The following is a 19,693-nucleotide window of genomic DNA, read 5'->3' on the forward strand; positions in this document are numbered from 1 at the left end:
TCTTAATTGAATATGGCTTTTTAAATTTAGACAAACTACCGCTATTCGCAGTTATTGAAACACTTATTTTATATTTAACAAACTAATCACGATATATAGCCATAACAGGTGTATTGATATTTCTTATTAAATCTTCTGTAAGACTATAAGTGAATAATCGTTGATAGAAATTACGCTTATGGTTTATAAGGCAAACAATATCTATTGTATTCTCTATACAATAATCCAACAAAGATTTTTTTATATCTATAGAGTCTATAGTTTTAAAAGTAACGTTGCTAACGTCATGATTTCGTAAAGAAGCCTTAAACCTATCCATCATTGGCACGATGGAATCCCCATGAGCCAAATCAAAATGAACAACATGCAATTTTGCCTTGAAACTTTTTGACTCACTTATCAAATCTTCCAATGGCTCCTTTTCATCTTCTTGATAATCTACCAAAAACAAAATATTATCTAAATCTCCATCAAATTTTGCATTTGCCGGAACTACAACGACCGGCTTATTTATTTCATCTAAAATCTTTAATGTGCTAGTTTCTGTAAATAACTGAAACAAACCACTTTTGCTAATTTGGGTACCCATTACCACTACAGCAACCTTATCTTCTCTTTTTCCAATATACTGAGTGAAAGTATCTATAAAGTCGCCCTCACGCACCACATATTTTACCTTTAAACTATCAATCTTATTTTCTTTAAGAATTTTTTCGAAAGGAGGAAAAGTCTCCTTTTTATTTCTAAAATTCTGTATATCTAGCTTTTCGTATAATTTTTGCTCTACCTCTGAAGTCTCCGTTTCTAAATCATAAGCATGAAAAACTATAATTTTCTTTTCTGTCTTCTTTGCATACTCTACAGCATATAAAAAGGCATTCATGGAAACTTCAGAAAAATCTGTGGGAAAAAGTACACTATCCATAGTAATCGTTTTTTGAATAATTAATTCAACTATAGTTTAACTAAATGGTATTGTTTTAACACAAGGGGCCAACAGCAACATCGCACCTAAAGTTAGAACAACTCTATTTTATGACAAAGCCATTCACTAAATAGAAGTTGCCAAAAACTTAACAGCGAACACCAGCGCTATACTTACAACTAGCCCCACCACAACTTTAACCAAATCCATACCTAAAGACTTGAACATTTTTGTTCTTGGTTCATTTTTTCTAAGCATATAGTTTAATGCTATTTCTCTACCTGCAAGCACACCTATAAACACCCAAGTTGTACTCATAGGAACGTTGTTCATCTCTTTAAAATAAAAGAGCACCACACCATAAACAAAATCAATTATAGTAGCGGACCGAATATCTACAGTATTAGTTTTTGATTTAATTATACTTTGAATGGCGCCACCCTTAGAAGCGATAATATATGCAAGCAAACCCAAGATAACTACCAAGGAGAATACCATTGAATAAATATCTAGTTGCCGTGGCAAATAGACATAGATATTAGCAAAATCCTGAATCAACCATTGTGACCAAAGAAAACCGGTAGAACACCACTGCAAGATTGTCCAAAGACGTTCCTGCTGGCTTGTAATAGGGTTTTCAATAAACTTTTTCTCAACCAATTTTGAGATGCCCAAATAAAGCAAAATAGCCGCTGTAAATGCCACTGCATATCCAGAAAGCGATTTAACTACCATATCGGAAAGATTCTTTTCATTGAAAAACGTGAGAATCAAAAAAGATGTACTCACAGGAATACCCGTACGAGTCAACAACATAAGAATAATAGGCGGCAGTAAATAGTACCAAGCAAATGGTTCCGGCATAGGATATTTTACCAATCTACCATAAGAAACATCTCCGTTATGCGAGATATATCCAAAAATTAGCGTCGCTGCCAGTATACCACCAGCAAAAAGCCACAACACCCACCATTTTTTTCTTTCGTTTGAACTTAAAAAAGTACCTAAGGTTTGTATGGTATCATTACCGATAACCGAGTACGCAGCCAATATAAAGCCCAAGTACATTACTATGACCGAAAAATCCAATACAAGTTGATTTTAAAATTAGGGTGTAAATAAAGAACAAAAGAAACAAGGATGATATGAATTGTAGATTAATAAATATTTAAATTTTTGACAACTTAACAAAAGAAAAGACCGCAATCATAAATGACTGCGGTCCTTGTACTATTATTACTGTTCTAATTACTTAGAGTTGGATACCGTATCTTCTAAAAGAAATTCCGTGTAATCTAATATATACACACCTAACAAACTCCATTTGAACTTTTCCCCACCGTACTTGGCTTTAAACTTATCATTGTCCATAAACAAGGATTCAAAATGCTCATCAAAATCTTTTTTAGTCAACCATAAAACTTTTTCATCACCTTTCTTAATGTAGTATGATTTAGCAATACCTCCTGCTAATTTCATTCCACCTACTCCAAAACTAGCAGTTTGTTTAGCCCATGGATCTGAATATACTTCAATAAACTGACTATACTTAGGATTAACGACCTGCATTAAATACTCAGCTTCCTTCTTTTTGTTTTTCAAAGAAACCATTTGGTTCGTATACATGGTATACCCCTTGTTCATGTACTTAGAGGCATCAGTTTTACCCCATTTAGTAGCATCGTTCATGAAATTACCTTGGTTATTTAATTTTTCCAATCCAGAAGGAGCCATGTACAAATCTACTATTTCATCTGCCTTAACACGAACCTTCTTGCCATCTGTCTTAATGAACTTAATTTCATTAATTTGGCCTTTTTTACGGTCCACATCTTTAATGTCCGCTTCTAATTTAGTGCCATCTTTAAGGGTAACATAAGCTGGTTTTTTTCGAGAATAAGATGAATAAGCAGGGTCAAATGCCGCTTGTTTTTCACGTTCTTTTAAATCCTCTTGTCCAAAACAAACAACGCTGGACATAAATAATACCATTGATACTAATTGTACTTTCATAATAGGGGTTTTGGGTTATTGTACTGCCCCTAAAATAGTTCGTCCGCCAAGTGGCGGACGAATAATTGTTGTGAAAACACTATTTCTTATGCATCAATGTTCGCATAAACAGCATTTTTCTCTATAAATTCTCTTCTTGGAGGAACTTCATCACCCATTAACATAGAGAATACCCGATCAGTTTCGGTTGCATTATCTATTTGTATTTGACGCAATGTTCTAAACTCAGGGTTCATAGTGGTATCCCACAATTGCTCAGCGTTCATTTCACCAAGACCTTTATATCGTTGAATACTTACACCACCACTATAACTATCTGCAATTTCATCGCGCTCTTTATCACTCCAAGCATATCTCTTTTTCTGCCCTTTTTTAACCAAATATAAAGGTGGTGTAGCTATATAAACGTGACCACTTTCAATCAGTTCGCGCATGTATCTAAAAAAGAAAGTAAGAATAAGTGTTTCAATGTGACTACCATCAACATCGGCATCACACATGATAACTACTTTGTGATAACGTAACTTTTCTAAATTCAATGCCTTACTGTCTTCCTCGGTACCAATAGTAACTCCCAAAGCAGTATAAATATTCTTGATTTCCTCGTTTTCAAAAACCTTATGTTGCATGGCTTTTTCAACGTTTAAAATCTTACCACGTAAAGGTAGAATTGCCTGAAACTTACGGTCACGACCCATCTTGGCCGTACCACCCGCAGAATCACCCTCAACAAGGAATACCTCACATTGCGCTGGATCTTGTTCGGAACAATCCGACAATTTACCAGGAAGACCACCAATACTCATGACCGTCTTACGCTGTACCATTTCACGAGCTTTAGTAGCTGCATGACGTGCTTGAGCGGCAAGAATTACTTTCTGTACAATTATCTTGGCATCATCCGGATGTTCCTCTAAATAGTTAGTTAACATTTCTGAAACCGCCTGCGAAACCGCAGATGAAACTTCCCTGTTACCCAATTTAGTTTTAGTTTGACCCTCAAATTGCGGTTCGGCCACTTTTACCGAAACAATAGCCGTAAGACCTTCTCTAAAGTCATCTCCTTGAACCTCGAACTTCAATTTTTCGAGCATTCCAGAGGCATCGGCGTATTTTTTTAAAGTACTTGTAAGACCTCTTCTAAAACCAGAAAGGTGTGTACCACCTTCGTGCGTATTAATATTGTTTACATACGAATGCAGATTTTCTGTATAACTCGTATTATAAATCATGGCAACCTCAACCGGAATATCGTTTTTCTCGCCTTCCATAGAGATTACACTCTTGATCAACTGCTCACGGTTCCCATCAAGAAACTTAACAAATTCTTTAAGACCTTCATTGGAGAAAAAAGTTTCGGAAACAAACTCCCCGTCATCATCTTTCTGTCTTCTATCCGTAATACTAATAGTCACTCCTTTATTCAAGAACGAAAGCTCACGCATTCTGTTCGCCAAAGTTTCGTAACTATATTCTATAGTTTGCTGAAAAATCTGGTCATCTGGATGAAAAGTAACCATTGTACCTCTCTCATCGGTCTCACCAATACTCTTAACAGGATACATTGCTTTTCCACGCTCATATTCCTGCTCCCAAATCTTACCGTCTCTATAAACGGTTGCTTTTAGGTTATCGGAAAGTGCGTTCACTACAGAAACACCAACACCGTGAAGTCCACCGGATACCTTATAGGAATCCTTATCAAACTTACCACCGGCTCCAATTTTGGTCATTACTACCTCAAGAGCAGAAATACCTTCTTTTTTGTGTAAATCTACAGGAATACCCCTACCATTATCACGAGTGGTAATAGAGTTATCTTCATTTATGACGACACTGATATTATCACAGTGCCCACCCATAGCTTCATCAATAGAGTTATCTACCACCTCGTATACCAAGTGGTGAAGACCTCTAACGCCCACATCACCAATATACATTGATGGGCGCATACGCACGTGTTCCATACCTTCAAGGGCCTGGATACTGTCCGCTGAATATTGTTTCTTGTTTTCTTCTTTATTTGCTTCTTCGCTCATAAAATTAACTAGTTGTTAGACTTAATTTTTGGCAATCTCACAAATATACGCAAAACCCCATGGAATATAGGGGTTTGAGAATAGTCATGCCTCTAAGTTATCAACAAAAATTGTGGAAAATTTCAAACACAAAATACCATCTTGAATTACTGACATTTAAAACCTAAACTACTCAAATTCAAACTATACAATTTAAAAATTTTTATGAACCTACATCCTCTAAGATTGCACCGTTTATTTATAATCTCAGATAAATCCATACATGATTAATATTCTGGACGCAAACAAAAAGACCTGCCAGGTTTTAATACCCCACAGGTCAATTCTAGCTAATTACAAATAAGATCAATACCGATTCTAATAAGCATCATCGTGTACGTTTGCCACAGCTCTACCAGAAGGGTCGTTCATGTTTTTGAACGCTTCATCCCACTCCAATGCTATCTGTGTACTACACGCTACAGATGCCTCTTGCGGTACACATAAAGCTGCCGCATCTGATGGGAAATGAGATTCAAATATAGAACGGTAATAAAATTCTTCTTTTGAAGTTGGTGTTTGTAATGGGAACCTAAACTTGGCATTTGCCAATTGCTCATCAGACACTTCTGTATTTACAACTTCTTTTAAAGTATCGATCCAGCTGTATCCTACACCGTCAGAAAACTGTTCTTTCTGCCTCCACGCCACACTTTCCGGTAACATATCTTCAAAAGCTTTACGAACTACCCATTTCTCCATACGCTCCCCATTGATCATTTTATCTTGTGGGTTGATGCGCATAGCAACATCCATAAATTCTTTATCCAAGAACGGTACACGACCTTCAATTCCCCAAGATGCTAAGGATTTGTTTGCACGTAAGCAATCGTACATATGTAGTTTGCTTAATTTACGTACGGTCTCTTCATGAAACTCCTGAGCATTTGGTGCTTTGTGAAAGTAAAGGTAGCCGCCAAAAAGCTCATCTGCTCCTTCTCCTGAAAGGACCATTTTTATACCCATCGACTTGATAACTCTTGCCATAAGATACATAGGAGTGGAAGCTCTAATGGTAGTAATATCATACGTCTCCAAATTGTACACCACATCTTTAATGGCATCTAGACCTTCTTGAATCGTAAATTTAATTTCATGGTGCACCGTACCGATATGATCCGCTACTTTCTGAGCGGCAGCCAAATCCGGAGAACCTTCAAGACCTACTGAGAAAGAGTGCAACTGAGGCCACCATGCATCTGTAGTATCACCTGATTCTATACGTTTTTGAGCATATTTCTTTGCTATCGCAGATGTAACAGAAGAATCCAAACCTCCTGAAAGCAAAACACCATAAGGTACATCTGACATTAACTGACGGTGTACAGCCGCTTCTAAAGCTTCTTTGATTTCTTGAATGCTCGTTTCGTTTTCCTTAACGGCATCATACTCCATCCAATCTCTGGAATACCATTTTTTGAACTCCCCGTCTTCACTGCTTAAATAGTGTCCTGGAGGAAAAAGTTGAATTTTAGTACAGGTTCCTTCCAAAGCTTTCAATTCTGAAGCCACATAGAATGTTCCGTTTTGATCCCACCCAATATATAATGGAATGATACCCATATGATCACGTGCCACAAAATAAGAATCGTTCTCGGTATCATATATAGCAAAACCAAAAATACCGTTCATCTCATCTAAGAAATCTGCTCCTTTTTCTTTGTAAAGGGCTAAAATAACTTCACAATCAGATTCCGTCTGAAAATTATATTTTCCGTCAAATTGCTTACGCAACTCTCTATGGTTATAGATTTCGCCATTAGCGGCCAAAACCAATTTCTTATCTTCACTAAATAACGGCTGTGTACCGGAAGCTGGGTCAACAATAGCCAGACGCTCATGCGCCAAAATAGCTTTTTCATCTGCATATATCCCACTCCAATCCGGACCACGGTGACGTATTTTCTTAGACATCTCTAATAACTGAGGTCTTAAAACATCTGAACTTTCTTTTAAATCAAATGCACATACAATTCCACACATAACTCTTTGTTTATTTCTAATTTGAAATCAAAAATGCGACTAAACTTTCAATTATCAAATATAAACATCAATAATGATTTCAATTTGAAACATTAAAATATGATTCAACATCAATACATCACTATTTGTATTTTTTTAGATTAAAATTCAGCCGTTCTGTAAGTAGCATAAAATTTAACGACTTTTTAGTAGATTTGAGTTTCAATACTAACTAGTTTTATCACAAAACAAACACAATTATGAAAAAAGTACTTTTTATTGCTTTGATGGCCGTTGCCATGACCTTTTCAACCGATGCATTAGCACAAAAATTTAGCGGGTTGGATAAAAGCCCTATGGATATGGCCGCTTATCCAAACGATTACAAGGTATCCTCAAAAACTGCCCGTATTATTTATAGCCGTCCACAGTTGAAAGGACGTTCGCTTTCTGAACTTGCCCCTGCAGGAAAAGTATGGCGTACTGGTGCTAACGAAGCAGCCGAGATTACTTTTTACTCTGATGTGGATTTTGGAGGAAAACAAATTAAAGCCGGAACTTACTCTATTTTCACTATACCAAGTAGTGGCGAGTGGACCGTTGTTCTTAATAAAAACCTGAACCAATGGGGCGCTTATTCTTATGATGAAACCGCAGATGTTGCCCGTGTTACCGTACCAAGCGCAGAAGATTCTACTTCTCTAGAAGAATTTTCTATTGCCTTTAAAGAAGCTGGAGACAGTTTTGAAATGGTAATGGGATGGGATAAAACAAGAGTTGCGGTACCAATCACAGCTTCAAAAATGTAACATATCCTGAAACTATAATACAAAAAAACCGAAGCTTTAAAGCTTCGGTTTTTTTATACAGTAACTTTTATCAACTACCTTGTTTTTCCATTTATAAAGGTTTGCTCTGCCATAATACTAGGAATTTCTGCAGCGGGAACCGTCATCATATCCTTATCATAAATAACAAAATCTGCGAACTTCCCTTGTTCTATACTTCCCTTTTCCTCTTCCTCAAAGTTAGAATAGGCAGCCCAAATAGTCATACCGCGTAATGCTTCTTCCCTGGATAGTGCATCTTGCTTTTGAAAACCACCTTCAGGATACCCTTCAACATCTTTTCTAGTTACGGCCGCATAAAATGTTAAAAACGGACTTACCTGTTCCACCGGAAAATCCGTACCCAAAGCAAGCGTACCAGCTTTTTCTAAAAGCTTTTTATAGGCATACGCCCCACTCATACGATCTTTTCCCAAACGGTCTTCGGCCCAATACATATCACTAGTAGCATGAGTAGGTTGTACGGAAGGTATGACTCCGTTTCCAAAGTAATCAAAATCTAACGAATCAATTATCTGAGCATGTTCTATTCTCCACCTACGGTTTGGGTTATCCTTTAATACCTCTTGATAGGTTCTCAGTACTACTGCATTGGCAGAATCGCCAATAGCATGGGTATTCATCTGATATTCGGAAATGGCCAAACGGCGTGCTAAATCTTCAATTTCATCTACAGGTGTTACCATGGCCCCATAATGACCCCATTTATCAGCATATGGTTTTTTTAATGCCGCTCCACGGGAACCGAGTGCCCCATCTCCGTATACTTTTATAGAACGAACATTTAGCCTATCTGTTTTTATGGGTCCTTTGTAGATAAAATAGTCTACGTCTTCTGGTATATTACTAACCATAGCATATACCTTAATCGAAAGCTCTCCTGTTTGTTGCAAACTATCTATAAGCTCTATAGTAGCGCGATTTAATCCTGCGTCATCAACGGTAGTTAATCCATTATTCAAACAAATTCTTTCGGCATCTTTTAGTGCTTTCACTTGAGCATCTAAATCTGGCATTGGAATTTTGGAATACACCAAATCCATTGGGTTATCCACCAGTACTCCGGTAATACCCATTGCACCTTTTACAATTTCTCCTCCCTCTACTTTTGTTCGCCAATCAATACCTGCCAAATCCAATGCAGCCTTATTTACTAGCAAAGCATGACCATCTACGCGACTTAAAGCCACGGGAGTATCAGGAAAAATTTTATCTAGTTCTTTACGGGTTGGATATTCTTTAACTTCCCAATCATTTTGATCCCAACCCTCTCCAAGTACAAAATCTTTGGGGTTTTCATTTTGAAAAGCTTGAACACGCTCCAGAACTTCTTCAAAGCTTTTGGTTCCGACAAGATCAACCACTTGCTGCTTAAGACCTAAACCAAAAAAGTGACAGTGGGCATCTATAAGACCTGGGGTTATGGTACGCCCATCTGCATCTACCAAATGGTCTGAAGTATATTTATCCCTGATTTCCTCAGTAGTGCCTACGGCTATAAATTTCCCGTCCTGAACGGCAAACGCTTCTGCTTTAGAAAATTCTTCGTCAACCGTATACACATTGGCATTTACAATTACCAAGTCTACTTTTTCTTTCAGGTGTTCACAACCCGTGAGAATCAAAAATAATAAAGGAAGTATATTTTTCATAGTAAGGAATATTGGAGATTTCCAAAAGTACATAAATAATGTACCATTGTCTTACTACTAGCTTTTTAGAAAAAGAGACTTTCTAAAATCCAAGAAATTACATGATTTTCACACGCGCTCCTTTTATGCTAAAAGTTCCGTCTGCATAGGTATAGGTACCCGTTAAAGCTTCTCCTTTTGCAGATAATTTCACTAAAAACTGAACACCTTCTAGAGTTACTTCAAAACTAATGGTATTACCTTGTAAACGAACATTTTGTCCTAAAACTTCTTTTTCATCAAGTTGAACAAATACATTGTCTTCACCGTTTTCCTTAAAAATAGACAATGCTCCTAACTTATACTGATTTGGTGCATTTTCTGCCGAATATTCCCAACTTCCCAATAATTCACTCTCAGTCGATACTGTCAAACAATTTAAATCATCAAGATTCAAAACATTAGCAGCAGCAGTATAACCCACAGTCATACTAAGGAATAAAGCGGTAGATAAGGCGATGGAATTCTTCTTGAAAATTTTCATGCGTCAACAGATTAATTCGTATTAATTTTGGACCTATTTTATATCAAAAAAATTAAGCCGTTTATATAAAACGAACAGAAGACGCTTATTATTTTGTTGAGCGCGATTTTGGCATATCCGCCATTTTAACGTAAACGAGTTTTTTACGTCCTTTTGAATCCTCGCGGCGATCCACCTCTATTGATTTTATTGAACTTATAAGTGGAGTCAATTTCTGAAAACCGTAGTTTCTAGAATCAAAATTAGGTTGCTTTTTCTGCAAAAGACTACCTACGTCACCCAAAAATGCCCATCCATCATCATCAGCAACATCATCTATTGTAGAGGCGATAAATCTAATATCTTTAGCTGTAATCCGATCTACATTATTTTTGGCAACTTTTGCGTTCTTATTGCTAACCGGACTATCTTCTTCCTCCTCGTCTTCTTTTTTTAGAATTTCTATGTAAATAAACTTATCACAGGCTACAATAAAAGGATTGGGCGTCTTTTTCTCTCCAATACCAAAAACTTGCATACCGGCTTCACGAAGACGTGTGGCCAAACGTGTAAAATCGCTATCACTACTTACAAGACAGAAACCATTTACCTTACCTGAATAAAGAATATCCATAGCGTCTATAATCATTGCAGAATCCGTAGCGTTTTTGCCCTGGGTATACCCGTATTGTTGAATGGGGGTTATAGCATTTTCCAGAAGCACATTTTTCCACTTACCAAGACGAGGGTTTGTCCAATCTCCATAAATACGCTTAATGGTGGGATTACCATATTTTGCAATTTCCTCCATCATTTCTTTAACATAGGCAGATGGAATATTATCACCATCTATAAGTACTGCAAGATTTAAATCCATCTTCAATCTATTTTCTTTGTTGCAAGTTACGTTGATTCTTCCAAAAAAACAGAAGAGCACAACTACAATGTATAGCAATACATACATTCGTCTTAAGCCTTGTTTTTATTAGGTTTTATAGAGGTTCTTTGCTAAGTTTGATTTTCCTAACAATATAACTTCATGAAAAATTCCATCCAAAGTTCTTTCGTTACCCTTATTTTAATTTTCGGTCTAGTGTTTTCCGTGAACGCACAAGATAAAGAACGAGAGTTCTATCAATTAAAAACCTATACCCTAAAGGACGTAAATCAAGAAAAAGTTGTAGATACGTATTTAAAGGACGCCTACCTACCTGCTTTAAAAAGAATTGGACTGGAAAATGTTGGGGTGTTTAAGCTCATTCCTAAAGATGACATTGATGCACTTAAAATATATGTATTGATTCCTTTTAATTCTCTTGACCAATTTTTGAAGCTGGACCATATGCTAGCGCAAGACAAAACTTATATTTCAGCAGGAGCAAGCTACATCAATGCAAAACATGACAATGCTCCGTATGAGCGTATCAGCTCTACCTTAATGAAAGCATTTTCTGAAATGCCTACAATGGAAGCCTCAAAAATTACCAGTAAAAGAAAAGATAGAGTTTACGAGCTACGCAGTTACGAGTCTGCTACTGAAGCAATTTATCAGAATAAAGTGGATATGTTCAATATAGGTGGAGAGGTTGAACTTTTTGAATCCCTAGGCTTTAATGCCGTTTTTTATGCGGAAGTAATATCCGGAGACCGAATGCCCAATTTAATGTACATGACTACTTTTGAAAACATGGAATCTAGAGATGCCCACTGGGATGCCTTTAGAACTGCTCCAAAATGGCTGAAACTAAAAGTTGACCCCAATTACCAAAACAATGTAAGTAAGGCCGATATTCTGTTACTCTACCCTACCGCGTATTCAGATTATTAAAAACTAAAGGGTTGAATTGCTTATCATAAATTCAACCCTTCTATTTCGCTTTCTTCCTTCGGCCGTAGTATTATCCGCAATAGGGTTTTCTCCTCCGTGACCCTTCCAAACTACACGTGCTTTATCTATACCTAACCCAATTAAGTATTCAGCCACTGCTTTTGCCCTTTTTTTAGACAACATCCGATTGTATTTTTTACTTCCCACCGAATCCGTATATCCAGAAATAGAAATATGCAACGCTCTATTTTGCGACAGGTACGTATAGATCTCCGCAAGTTCATTCTTTGAAGTCTCCAACAATTTGGCTTCATCAAAGGAAAAAAGAACATCTTGAAACACATGAATTTTATCTAACTGAAACGTTTTTGATTCCGTACCCGAACCAACAATTTTGTGTTTGGGAATGTCACTTTCTGCCTCTGACACCTCAACCATATCCACATAATAATAGGCTCCCTGCTTGGCATTCCTTTTTGTTTTAAAAAGACGGGTTCTGGCATTACTTTTAAAGTTCCCGATAATTAAATATTGTTCGGTACCCTTCGCTACAAATTGGGTATGCACAGGTATCCAATCTTTTGTATCCGAATAGAAATTTGAATAGCCTATTTCCAAATAATTATAGGAATTGGATTTCTGTTGATAGAGGTGTTTTTTAGAAAGTTCCTTTTTAATAGGAAAGCTTAATTTATCCTTGGCAAACAATACTCCAAATTCTTTAATGGCAAAGTCTGAACGTTCCGCTAAACTTACATAAAATGAAACGCTATACTTTACTCCTTTTTGCAAAGGCCGAAGCAATTTGGTCTGAAAATATTCCCTATAATCATCTGGCGCGTAGAGATAAAGACCGGCATAACCCTGACCGAAGTCTGCCGGTTGTGAGCCATTAAAGTTTTCCGGTGTACCCATTTGGGCACTACAGCCATGAAAGTAATCTGTTGAACCTTCTGTTGGTGTTGACCAACCTTTTACGTCCGTACTGAAGTTACCCAAGCGCTCAGGGCAATTTAGATAAGATTCAAAACTTGGATTTTCAACACGATTTTGCGATTTCAAAGAGAGTGAACAAAACATTCCCATTAAAAGAAAAAGAATCCTCCCGATTGAAAACTTGGTCATTTCTGAGCGTTTAAAACCGCTCTAAAATAGAAAATTTAAAACTATACTAGAATTTGCTCTAGCTTTAGCAGCATTTCTAACTTCAATAATAGAAGTTAGATTAATCTAATCTAGAGAATCAATATACGCTTGAATAAGGGCTACACCTTCTGTATGTAATTCTGTAATTCCAACAAGTGGCATTGATGGACCATATCCCGGGTCTGTATCAACCCTATTATGAATATCAGCTTTAAATTCTTCAATATTACTATCTACATATGAAGTCTCATATCTAAAATCCGGTCTTACACCTTCATTTGAATTATGATAACCACCGGATTGATGACAACTTGCACAATTCACATCCATATAAGCCCTGGCCCTTTCTTCTAAAGTAAAAGAACTATCTGCCCAATCTGGTAAGCGTTCTATTTCTACTATGGCAGGAGCACCTAAAAGCAATCCCTTATCAATAAAACTCTGAAGTTGATTTTTACCATTGTAAACAAAATTCAGGTTTCTGGCTTTTGGCCCAATGGGAATAGTTGTATTGTTCACGTTATGGCACTGCGTACAGTTTACGGTAAAGGGTACCTTATATCCAACCGATTGATTGCTTCCTGACTCATCAATCCAATTTATTAATACCGTAGGTGCTTCATTACTGAAAGCAGCTTCTGTTTGTGCTTCATTCCAAAGGTAATTACCCATGCTCCATGCGCCATTAGTTTTTATAAGTATACGCGTTTCAATTAGCCTCCTCCCAAGAGACTTATCTCTCTCATCATTGTAATAAAAGAAGGTCTTACTGATAACCGTATTGTTAGGAAACTCTATAAGGCCTTCTCCATTGTATGTCATTTGCCCTCCTTCAGGAAGGGAGATTGTTCTGAATTTATGTGCATAATCAGTATACAGAGGTGTACTTAGACTATATTCATGTGAAGTTGTATTCGGAATTAAATCTGCAGGACTACCTCTAAATATTTTAAGGTCTGCTAAATTGGGAAGAAACTCAGCTACAGCATAGACGGTATCATCCAAGTATGGATTACTACCTGCTGCTACTTCATCTCCATTATTAACGCCGTCAGCATCACAATCTACATTTTTCCAAATAGTATTTGCCGCGTTGTAACCTGTATAATTCTCATCTTGAGCCGGGTCACAAGCGTTTTCCTTATCCGTACCATTTGCTTCCTCTTGAAAATCTGGAACACCATCGCCGTCCGTGTCTTTAGTTTCATTTACGTATGGGTCTGTCCCATTAGCTAGTTCTTCACTATTGGTAACTCCGTCCGTATCGCAATCAGCTCCTAACCAAATGGTATTATCTGAATCATATCCAGTATAACCTGCAGCCTGTTTTGGGTCGCAAGGATTGTTTTTGCTCGTACCGTCCATTACTTCTTGCTGGTCAAAAATACCGTCGCCATCGGTATCCGGTGTACCGGAGTCATCAGAACCGCAAGCTGAAAGTAAAATCATCGAAACCATAAAAGCTGCGCGACCTACATTTACGCTCCGAATAAAACTAAAATTAGTATTCTGCTTGAACAAGTTATTGAAGGTATTACGAACCATGGTGAAATTTCTTTATAGCAATAGCAACAAAAATAGGTATTCTACCTTAAAGGCTTAATCAACTATAGACAAGAGCCAACAAAAATCGGATGAATACACTTTACTTATTTTCTCTAAAAAACTACAAATCAAATTTATACGTCAAACCACCCATAACTTGCAAGCCCTGAACAGGATAGTTAGACCAACGTTGGTAGTTGTTATTTGTAATATTGGCAACCTTCACAAAGAAAGAGAGTTGATCATTCCAGCGATAACCAATATGTGCATTTGCATCAAAATACCCATCTAAAGTTACCGGAGTTGCAAAAAAGTCAGCTGGGTTTCCACTAGCAGAAGCAATAGTAGACACATCATCACGCTCCCCCACGTAGAACAAGTTAGCTCCCGCATACCATTTTTCACCTATTTGATAATCCATAAATAGAGAACTAGTTAAGTTGGGTAAATTCCACGCTGGGTTATCGGTTTCCGTATTGTAATTAAAATACTCGACGTTCACCCCTAAACTGAAATTACGGTTAACATCTACATTCAATTCTCCAAAAGCACCCAACGTCTTTACATCATCATAAAACACATCAAAGGAATTGCTATAATAATATCCCTTCTCATCTGTTCTTCCTTCATTCTGAGGATTTAGCTTGTAAAGTGCTTTTCTATCTTCAGTAGTATAGCTAACCTTAACATTGTAACTCAAATTAGGTAAAATCTGACCTTTCAACCCTAAATAAGCATCGTATTTTTTATCTGTAGGTACAATGGTCAATGTTGGCGACACGTACGGATTATCCTCAACAAAACCATAATAGGAGTTTTGCATTAAATCTCCTTCTACCCCACCGTAAACAATAGCCATATCGTCTAACAATCTATACGATGCCGTAACCGCAGGATAGATATAGAAATTACTATCACTATTTTCACTATCAAGACCATACACAAGATTGACTCCCAAATTTAAAGAAAGATCATCTTTTACTAATGCCAAACTCGGGTTGATTCCCACTTGTAAATTACTATAATCTATACCAGGCACATTTGTAGGATTGTTCAAACTGGAGTTTTCAAATCTACCGCTCACGTAATCAACTTTTGCCTTTATATTTAAATTTTCATCTGCTACAGGAAATGAAAAACCCGTTTTAAAAACAGCTCTATTCTCACCGGATTTTACAGCATCCCAAAAACGTCTGTATTCCAACTTTGCATTTTCAAAATACGAATCCTCAACATTAATATGACCAGATGCTTCGGCCGTGTAATAATTTTGGCGTTCATCAATACCATCCACCTCTTCCTCGGTAAAAGTAGCGTCCGGAATACCGTACCAATTGTACAATTGATGTTGTGCCCCTACATCTACACCCCAATCAAAATCACTATCTCGTTTGGTGTAACCAGCATCTAATCTAGAATTAGAGTAAATATTATCCAAGGCGACCCCATCAATATCTCCACGAGAAGAATTATGCTCAAGTCCAATTGTATAACCAGATTCACGATCAATAGTTCTACTGGTGTAAAACTTGCCCATTAAATTAGCAGGATTACCTACTCCTGCGGAAGCATATGAATTATATAGCACAGGAGGAGGCGTTTTCTTCACGGCCGATGCCTTACCCTTTGCAGGAGTAAAGGTTGATGCTACGGGAACCGAAAAAATACTATAGTTTATCTTTTTCTTCTGCAAAACAATAGAATCATTAAGATTCGGCATTGTTTTGATTTTAAAAGCATCGTTAATCGTTGGTGTATACGCCTTGGTAACGGTAACTGTTTCTGTACCAATATCATCTTTTTCTTCTTCTTGCGCTATGGCAAACTGAAAAACACCAGTAAGAAAAATAAGTGTGAGCTTTATATGTTTGTGCATTCTGTGTTCTTTTTTGAATTTACACCTTTAAAACGAAGTCGGTTCTATGACCTCGTTTAAATTCAATTTTCAATATTGTTAAACTGTTTTCTAATTTTAATCGGTCCTCACGGATGAGTTGCTCTGTGCTTCTTTGGCCTTGATAATAGACAGCTCGCTTTTCGCATCGGAAACAATATCCTCGTACTGACTAAAATTACTGATCACACTATCCAAAATATAGGTGGCCTGGTAGGCATCTCCCAAAGCATAGAAATTCTTGGCCATTATAACCAGGCCTTTTCCTCCCCATTCCTTATAACCAGAATAATCTTTTGCCAGCTTCTGTACGGCTATATTAGAATTTTCATAATCCTGAGCCTTACTTTTGAAGTAGGCGTCATAATACAAGGCTTCGGCAGCTGTTGCCCCTGATGCGATTTTCAATACATCTGCATAGGCGCTTTGAGCTTTTGACTCATCACCCGTTGCAATTGCCGAACGTGCAATCATTATCTGTGCATCACTTTTAATACGATTATCGATTATTGGTGTAGCCAATACTTTTTCGGCATAGGCCAAGGTCTTACCATAATCTTTTTGCTCATAATACCCTTTCATTAAATTAGACTGTGCAAAAGTTCTGTTTTGCTGAATATCCGCTTGATTTTCCAAACGCTGTAAATAAGGCAACGCCGATGCATAATCTTGCTTACCAATATAGATTTCACAAACACGGGTCAAAGCCTGTTCCGCATATTCGCTTCCCATTTTATCGGCAACGAATTTGTAATTCGGTAATGCTTTTTCTTTTTCTCCTTTAGCAAAATAAAGTTGTGCCAAATTAAAATTCGCTTTCACGGCACTTAATCCGCTTGGGAATTGTTTTATGTAATTCTCATACCCTCTGATGGCAGCTTCTTTATTGCCTTCCAAGTTTTGTTTATCCGCAGACTCAAAAGTGGCGTTGTCCAGCTCACTATCGGTAACCTCAACAAAATCTAGTTTCTGAACCCACTCTGCATACTCATCAACTCTACCTAAATCAACATAAATCAATTTTGCCGTAGATACTGCCTGAATAGCCTCTTGTGTATTCGGGAAATTATGAACTACAGATTTAAACTCCGTCAACGCTTGCTCGTTTCTATTTGCATTATAATGCACCAAACCTTGGCGCATCATTGCCTGCGGCACCAATGAACTTGCTCCATATTCTGTAATCATGCGTTGGTACGTCTGTAGACCTTGCTGCTCTTGTCCCGCAGCAATTAAGGTATTTGCCAATTCAAAAAGAGCATCGTCCTTTAAAGTAGACTTAGGATAAGCGGAAACAAAGGTTCTTAACTCTTCGATTTTTGTATCTCGTCTATCTACAAAACCATAACTAATTGCTTTCTGGTATGCCGCATAATCTTTCTCTGTTCCAGTAAGAGAAAGTGCTTTATTGTACGTTTCTATAGCCGGCCAGTATTTACTGGTTACAAAATAACTATCCCCCAAGCGAAGGTAACCGTCATACAGTTTCTGCGTATCGTTAGACCCTGCAGTTGTAAAATTGTTGAAATACGAAATAGCATTGCTATAATCCTTCAACTTAAAATACGTGTAGGCCAAATTATAATCCAGCTCTTTGTATTCTTCAGTAGATTTTGCTGATGGATTTTGCTGAAACTGAATATAATCAACCAAGGCATCTCCAAAATTATTAAGCGCATATTCAGCCTCGGCCTTCCAATAGTTGGCCTTCGCCTTAAATAGACTGTCTTCAGCACTTCCTAGAGATTTCCCTAAATTTTCCGCAGCAGCGGCATATTCACCATTCATCAATAATTCAATACCACGATAATAAGCTACTTTTTGATACGTAGCTTTGCTCGCGTAGTTTTTGTTTTTCTCCAAAAGTTCCATCGCGCCTGCAAAGTTCTTAGAGGTAATGTATGAATCAACCAATAATTCCTGCATTTCCTCTTTATTGGCGCTATCCGGATATTTGGTCAAATAGTCAGTGATTACTTGTGGTACCGGTTCATAGGCATTACCCACTTCATAACTTAAACGCGCATAGTTCAAATAAGCATCCTTTTGAATTTCTTGGGAGAAGTCCATTTGGGAAGCATTCCTGAAAGCATTCAAGGCTTCCTGCTTTTTATCCAACTTTAAATAACATTCCGCCAAATGGTAATAGGCATTTTGAGAAACACTGTTCGTTCCACCTATAATTTTATTGAACTGCTGTACCGCATTGGCATAGTCACCTTGCTTGTAGTATGAATATCCTAAAAGGTAATAATCCGTATTGCTCCACTTTCCTTTTTTACCTTGATAATCTTCTAAGTAAGGAATGGCGTTGGCATACTCTTCTAAGTTGAAATAACTCTCTCCAATAATTTTACTGAGTTCCGACTTTTCTTTACGATCACCTTTTGCCATCTGCTTTTTAGCCAAAGCAATGGCCTGATCAAACTTACCGAGCTTAAAATTCATGTCTGCTTGGTAATAATCCATTTTCTCCTGAAGAATTTCTGGATCCTTTATCTGGTCAAATCGCTGGTTGGCCGTATCATAATCATCTTGTTGGTAGGCTATATACCCCATGTAATATTTAGCCTGAGAACCGTAAACATCAGAATTTTCTACTTTTTGAAGATAGGTTTCTGCTTCTTTTTGATTCCCTGAAGAATACAAAGAGTATCCATAATTAAAATTGAACTTATCCATCTCTTTCCGAGAAAGTGCACTTTGTTCAACTTTATTGTACCATTTTAAGGCATACGGATATTTTCCGGTTTCAAAATAGTATTCGGCCACATCTACATAAGCAGAGTTCCTTTTGGTAGACGTTGGATACTTGGCTACAAAATCTTCCATCAATCTATCAGCGCCAAGTTGATTCAACCGTACCGCCGCATTAGCTTCATAGTATGCACTATTAGCTTTAGTTTCTAGATTGTCTGTATTATCCTTGACCTTTGCGAAAATGGACTGTGCCGCTTGGTACTGCTCATTGTTATAGAGCGCCAGGGCATCTTGATATTGTTTTTGATCATGGGTATATATTTTGGTTTCTTGAGCAATTCCCATTGAAACCATCCCTAGAAAAATAGGGATAAGCGCGGTGATTTTTTTTAGCATAGTGTTCTAACTAGAAATATGTATTACCGTTAATTAATTTTAATAACGTTGAATATTGCATCTAAGTATATGGTAAGGGATGTTTTCATCGTAATAATTCTATACCATAGACAATCCTAAAAAAAGCGAAAAGATTTTGCCAATGCCTGCCGTACGTTAGTTTTTAACTTATTACTTTTATATTCAAATTACGATTCAAAGTTC

14 protein-coding genes are annotated in these 19,693 nt (G+C 37.2%); 2 read left to right on the forward strand and 12 right to left on the reverse strand.

The genetic code is table 11. The features are described 5' to 3' along the window. Positions 1 to 82: 82 nt before the first annotated feature. The 5 genes from IWC72_RS01380 to asnB form a co-directional block, all read right to left on the reverse strand. The gene (locus IWC72_RS01380; protein WP_194524475.1) at positions 83 to 925 is read right to left on the reverse strand and encodes a universal stress protein; all 843 of its coding nucleotides are present in this window, start codon (positions 923 to 925) and stop codon (positions 83 to 85) included. Positions 926 to 1,051: 126 nt separating this feature from the next. Continuing rightward, positions 1,052 to 2,014, reverse strand: a complete 963-nt coding sequence (locus tag IWC72_RS01385) for a hypothetical protein (protein ID WP_226967925.1) — start codon at positions 2,012 to 2,014, stop codon at positions 1,052 to 1,054. Positions 2,015 to 2,173: 159 nt separating this feature from the next. Then, positions 2,174 to 2,938, reverse strand: a complete 765-nt coding sequence (locus IWC72_RS01390; RefSeq protein ID WP_194524476.1) for a F0F1 ATP synthase subunit delta — start codon at positions 2,936 to 2,938, stop codon at positions 2,174 to 2,176. Between the two features lie 86 nt (positions 2,939 to 3,024). Continuing rightward, on the reverse strand, positions 3,025 to 4,977 hold the full coding sequence (gene gyrB, locus IWC72_RS01395; protein ID WP_194524477.1) for a DNA topoisomerase (ATP-hydrolyzing) subunit B: 1,953 nt from the start codon (positions 4,975 to 4,977) through the stop codon (positions 3,025 to 3,027). Positions 4,978 to 5,334: 357 nt separating this feature from the next. Further along, on the reverse strand, positions 5,335 to 6,999 hold the full coding sequence (gene asnB, locus IWC72_RS01400; protein ID WP_194528580.1) for an asparagine synthase B: 1,665 nt from the start codon (positions 6,997 to 6,999) through the stop codon (positions 5,335 to 5,337). A gap of 239 nt (positions 7,000 to 7,238) precedes the next feature. On the opposite strand from asnB, the gene IWC72_RS01405 reads away from it, so the two are divergent. Further along, positions 7,239 to 7,787, forward strand: coding sequence for a DUF2911 domain-containing protein (locus tag IWC72_RS01405; RefSeq protein ID WP_194524479.1), 549 nt, complete (start codon positions 7,239 to 7,241; stop codon positions 7,785 to 7,787). A 74-nt stretch (positions 7,788 to 7,861) separates the two neighbouring features. On the opposite strand, the gene IWC72_RS01410 is transcribed toward IWC72_RS01405, so the two are convergent. From IWC72_RS01410 to IWC72_RS01420, 3 genes are all read right to left on the reverse strand, one after another. Next, positions 7,862 to 9,478, reverse strand: coding sequence for an amidohydrolase (locus tag IWC72_RS01410; RefSeq protein WP_194528582.1), 1,617 nt, complete (start codon positions 9,476 to 9,478; stop codon positions 7,862 to 7,864). A gap of 97 nt (positions 9,479 to 9,575) precedes the next feature. Then, entirely contained in the window at positions 9,576 to 10,001 is a 426-nt protein-coding gene (locus IWC72_RS01415) for a hypothetical protein (RefSeq protein WP_194524481.1), read from the reverse strand. 88 nt (positions 10,002 to 10,089) lie between these two features. Further along, positions 10,090 to 10,857, reverse strand: a complete 768-nt coding sequence (locus tag IWC72_RS01420) for an NYN domain-containing protein (RefSeq protein ID WP_194528584.1) — start codon at positions 10,855 to 10,857, stop codon at positions 10,090 to 10,092. A gap of 162 nt (positions 10,858 to 11,019) precedes the next feature. Here IWC72_RS01420 and IWC72_RS01425 point away from each other — a divergent pair, with 162 nt between their 5' ends. Then, on the forward strand, positions 11,020 to 11,808 hold the full coding sequence (locus IWC72_RS01425; RefSeq protein ID WP_194528586.1) for an NIPSNAP family protein: 789 nt from the start codon (positions 11,020 to 11,022) through the stop codon (positions 11,806 to 11,808). A 3-nt stretch (positions 11,809 to 11,811) separates the two neighbouring features. Here the strand turns inward: IWC72_RS01425 and IWC72_RS01430 are convergent, their stop codons facing one another. The 4 genes from IWC72_RS01430 to IWC72_RS01445 form a co-directional block, all read right to left on the reverse strand. Further along, entirely contained in the window at positions 11,812 to 12,933 is a 1,122-nt protein-coding gene (locus IWC72_RS01430) for an OmpA family protein (protein WP_226979460.1), read from the reverse strand. A gap of 105 nt (positions 12,934 to 13,038) precedes the next feature. Beyond that, complete coding sequence (locus IWC72_RS01435) at positions 13,039 to 14,499, reverse strand: hypothetical protein (RefSeq protein WP_194528587.1); 1,461 nt, start codon at positions 14,497 to 14,499, stop codon at positions 13,039 to 13,041. Positions 14,500 to 14,620: 121 nt separating this feature from the next. Beyond that, a complete protein-coding gene (locus IWC72_RS01440) occupies positions 14,621 to 16,375 on the reverse strand; it encodes a TonB-dependent receptor (protein ID WP_194528588.1) in 1,755 nt (584 codons plus the stop codon). Positions 16,376 to 16,471: 96 nt separating this feature from the next. Beyond that, positions 16,472 to 19,489, reverse strand: a complete 3,018-nt coding sequence (locus tag IWC72_RS01445) for a tetratricopeptide repeat protein (RefSeq protein WP_194528589.1) — start codon at positions 19,487 to 19,489, stop codon at positions 16,472 to 16,474. Between the last annotated feature and the right edge of the window lie 204 nt (positions 19,490 to 19,693).

Origin of the sequence: Zobellia roscoffensis (assembly GCF_015330165.1) — a bacterium.
Taxonomy (GTDB): Bacteria; Bacteroidota; Bacteroidia; order Flavobacteriales; family Flavobacteriaceae; genus Zobellia; species Zobellia roscoffensis.

What these genes read in the sequence shown, in the direction of transcription:
- IWC72_RS01380 (WP_194524475.1), bottom strand. Translation starts at nt 925, where the DNA reads ATGGATAGTGTACTTTTTCCCACAGATTTTTCTGAAGTTTCCATGAAT.
- IWC72_RS01390 (WP_194524476.1), bottom strand. Translation starts at nt 2,938, where the DNA reads ATGAAAGTACAATTAGTATCAATGGTATTATTTATGTCCAGCGTTGTT.
- gyrB (WP_194524477.1), bottom strand. Translation starts at nt 4,977, where the DNA reads ATGAGCGAAGAAGCAAATAAAGAAGAAAACAAGAAACAATATTCAGCG.
- asnB (WP_194528580.1), bottom strand. Translation starts at nt 6,999, where the DNA reads ATGTGTGGAATTGTATGTGCATTTGATTTAAAAGAAAGTTCAGATGTT.
- IWC72_RS01405 (WP_194524479.1), top strand. Translation starts at nt 7,239, where the DNA reads ATGAAAAAAGTACTTTTTATTGCTTTGATGGCCGTTGCCATGACCTTT.
- IWC72_RS01410 (WP_194528582.1), bottom strand. Translation starts at nt 9,478, where the DNA reads ATGAAAAATATACTTCCTTTATTATTTTTGATTCTCACGGGTTGTGAA.
- IWC72_RS01415 (WP_194524481.1), bottom strand. Translation starts at nt 10,001, where the DNA reads ATGAAAATTTTCAAGAAGAATTCCATCGCCTTATCTACCGCTTTATTC.
- IWC72_RS01420 (WP_194528584.1), bottom strand. Translation starts at nt 10,857, where the DNA reads ATGGATTTAAATCTTGCAGTACTTATAGATGGTGATAATATTCCATCT.
- IWC72_RS01425 (WP_194528586.1), top strand. Translation starts at nt 11,020, where the DNA reads ATGAAAAATTCCATCCAAAGTTCTTTCGTTACCCTTATTTTAATTTTC.
- IWC72_RS01430 (WP_226979460.1), bottom strand. Translation starts at nt 12,933, where the DNA reads ATGACCAAGTTTTCAATCGGGAGGATTCTTTTTCTTTTAATGGGAATG.
- IWC72_RS01435 (WP_194528587.1), bottom strand. Translation starts at nt 14,499, where the DNA reads ATGGTTCGTAATACCTTCAATAACTTGTTCAAGCAGAATACTAATTTT.
- IWC72_RS01440 (WP_194528588.1), bottom strand. Translation starts at nt 16,375, where the DNA reads ATGCACAAACATATAAAGCTCACACTTATTTTTCTTACTGGTGTTTTT.
- IWC72_RS01445 (WP_194528589.1), bottom strand. Translation starts at nt 19,489, where the DNA reads ATGCTAAAAAAAATCACCGCGCTTATCCCTATTTTTCTAGGGATGGTT.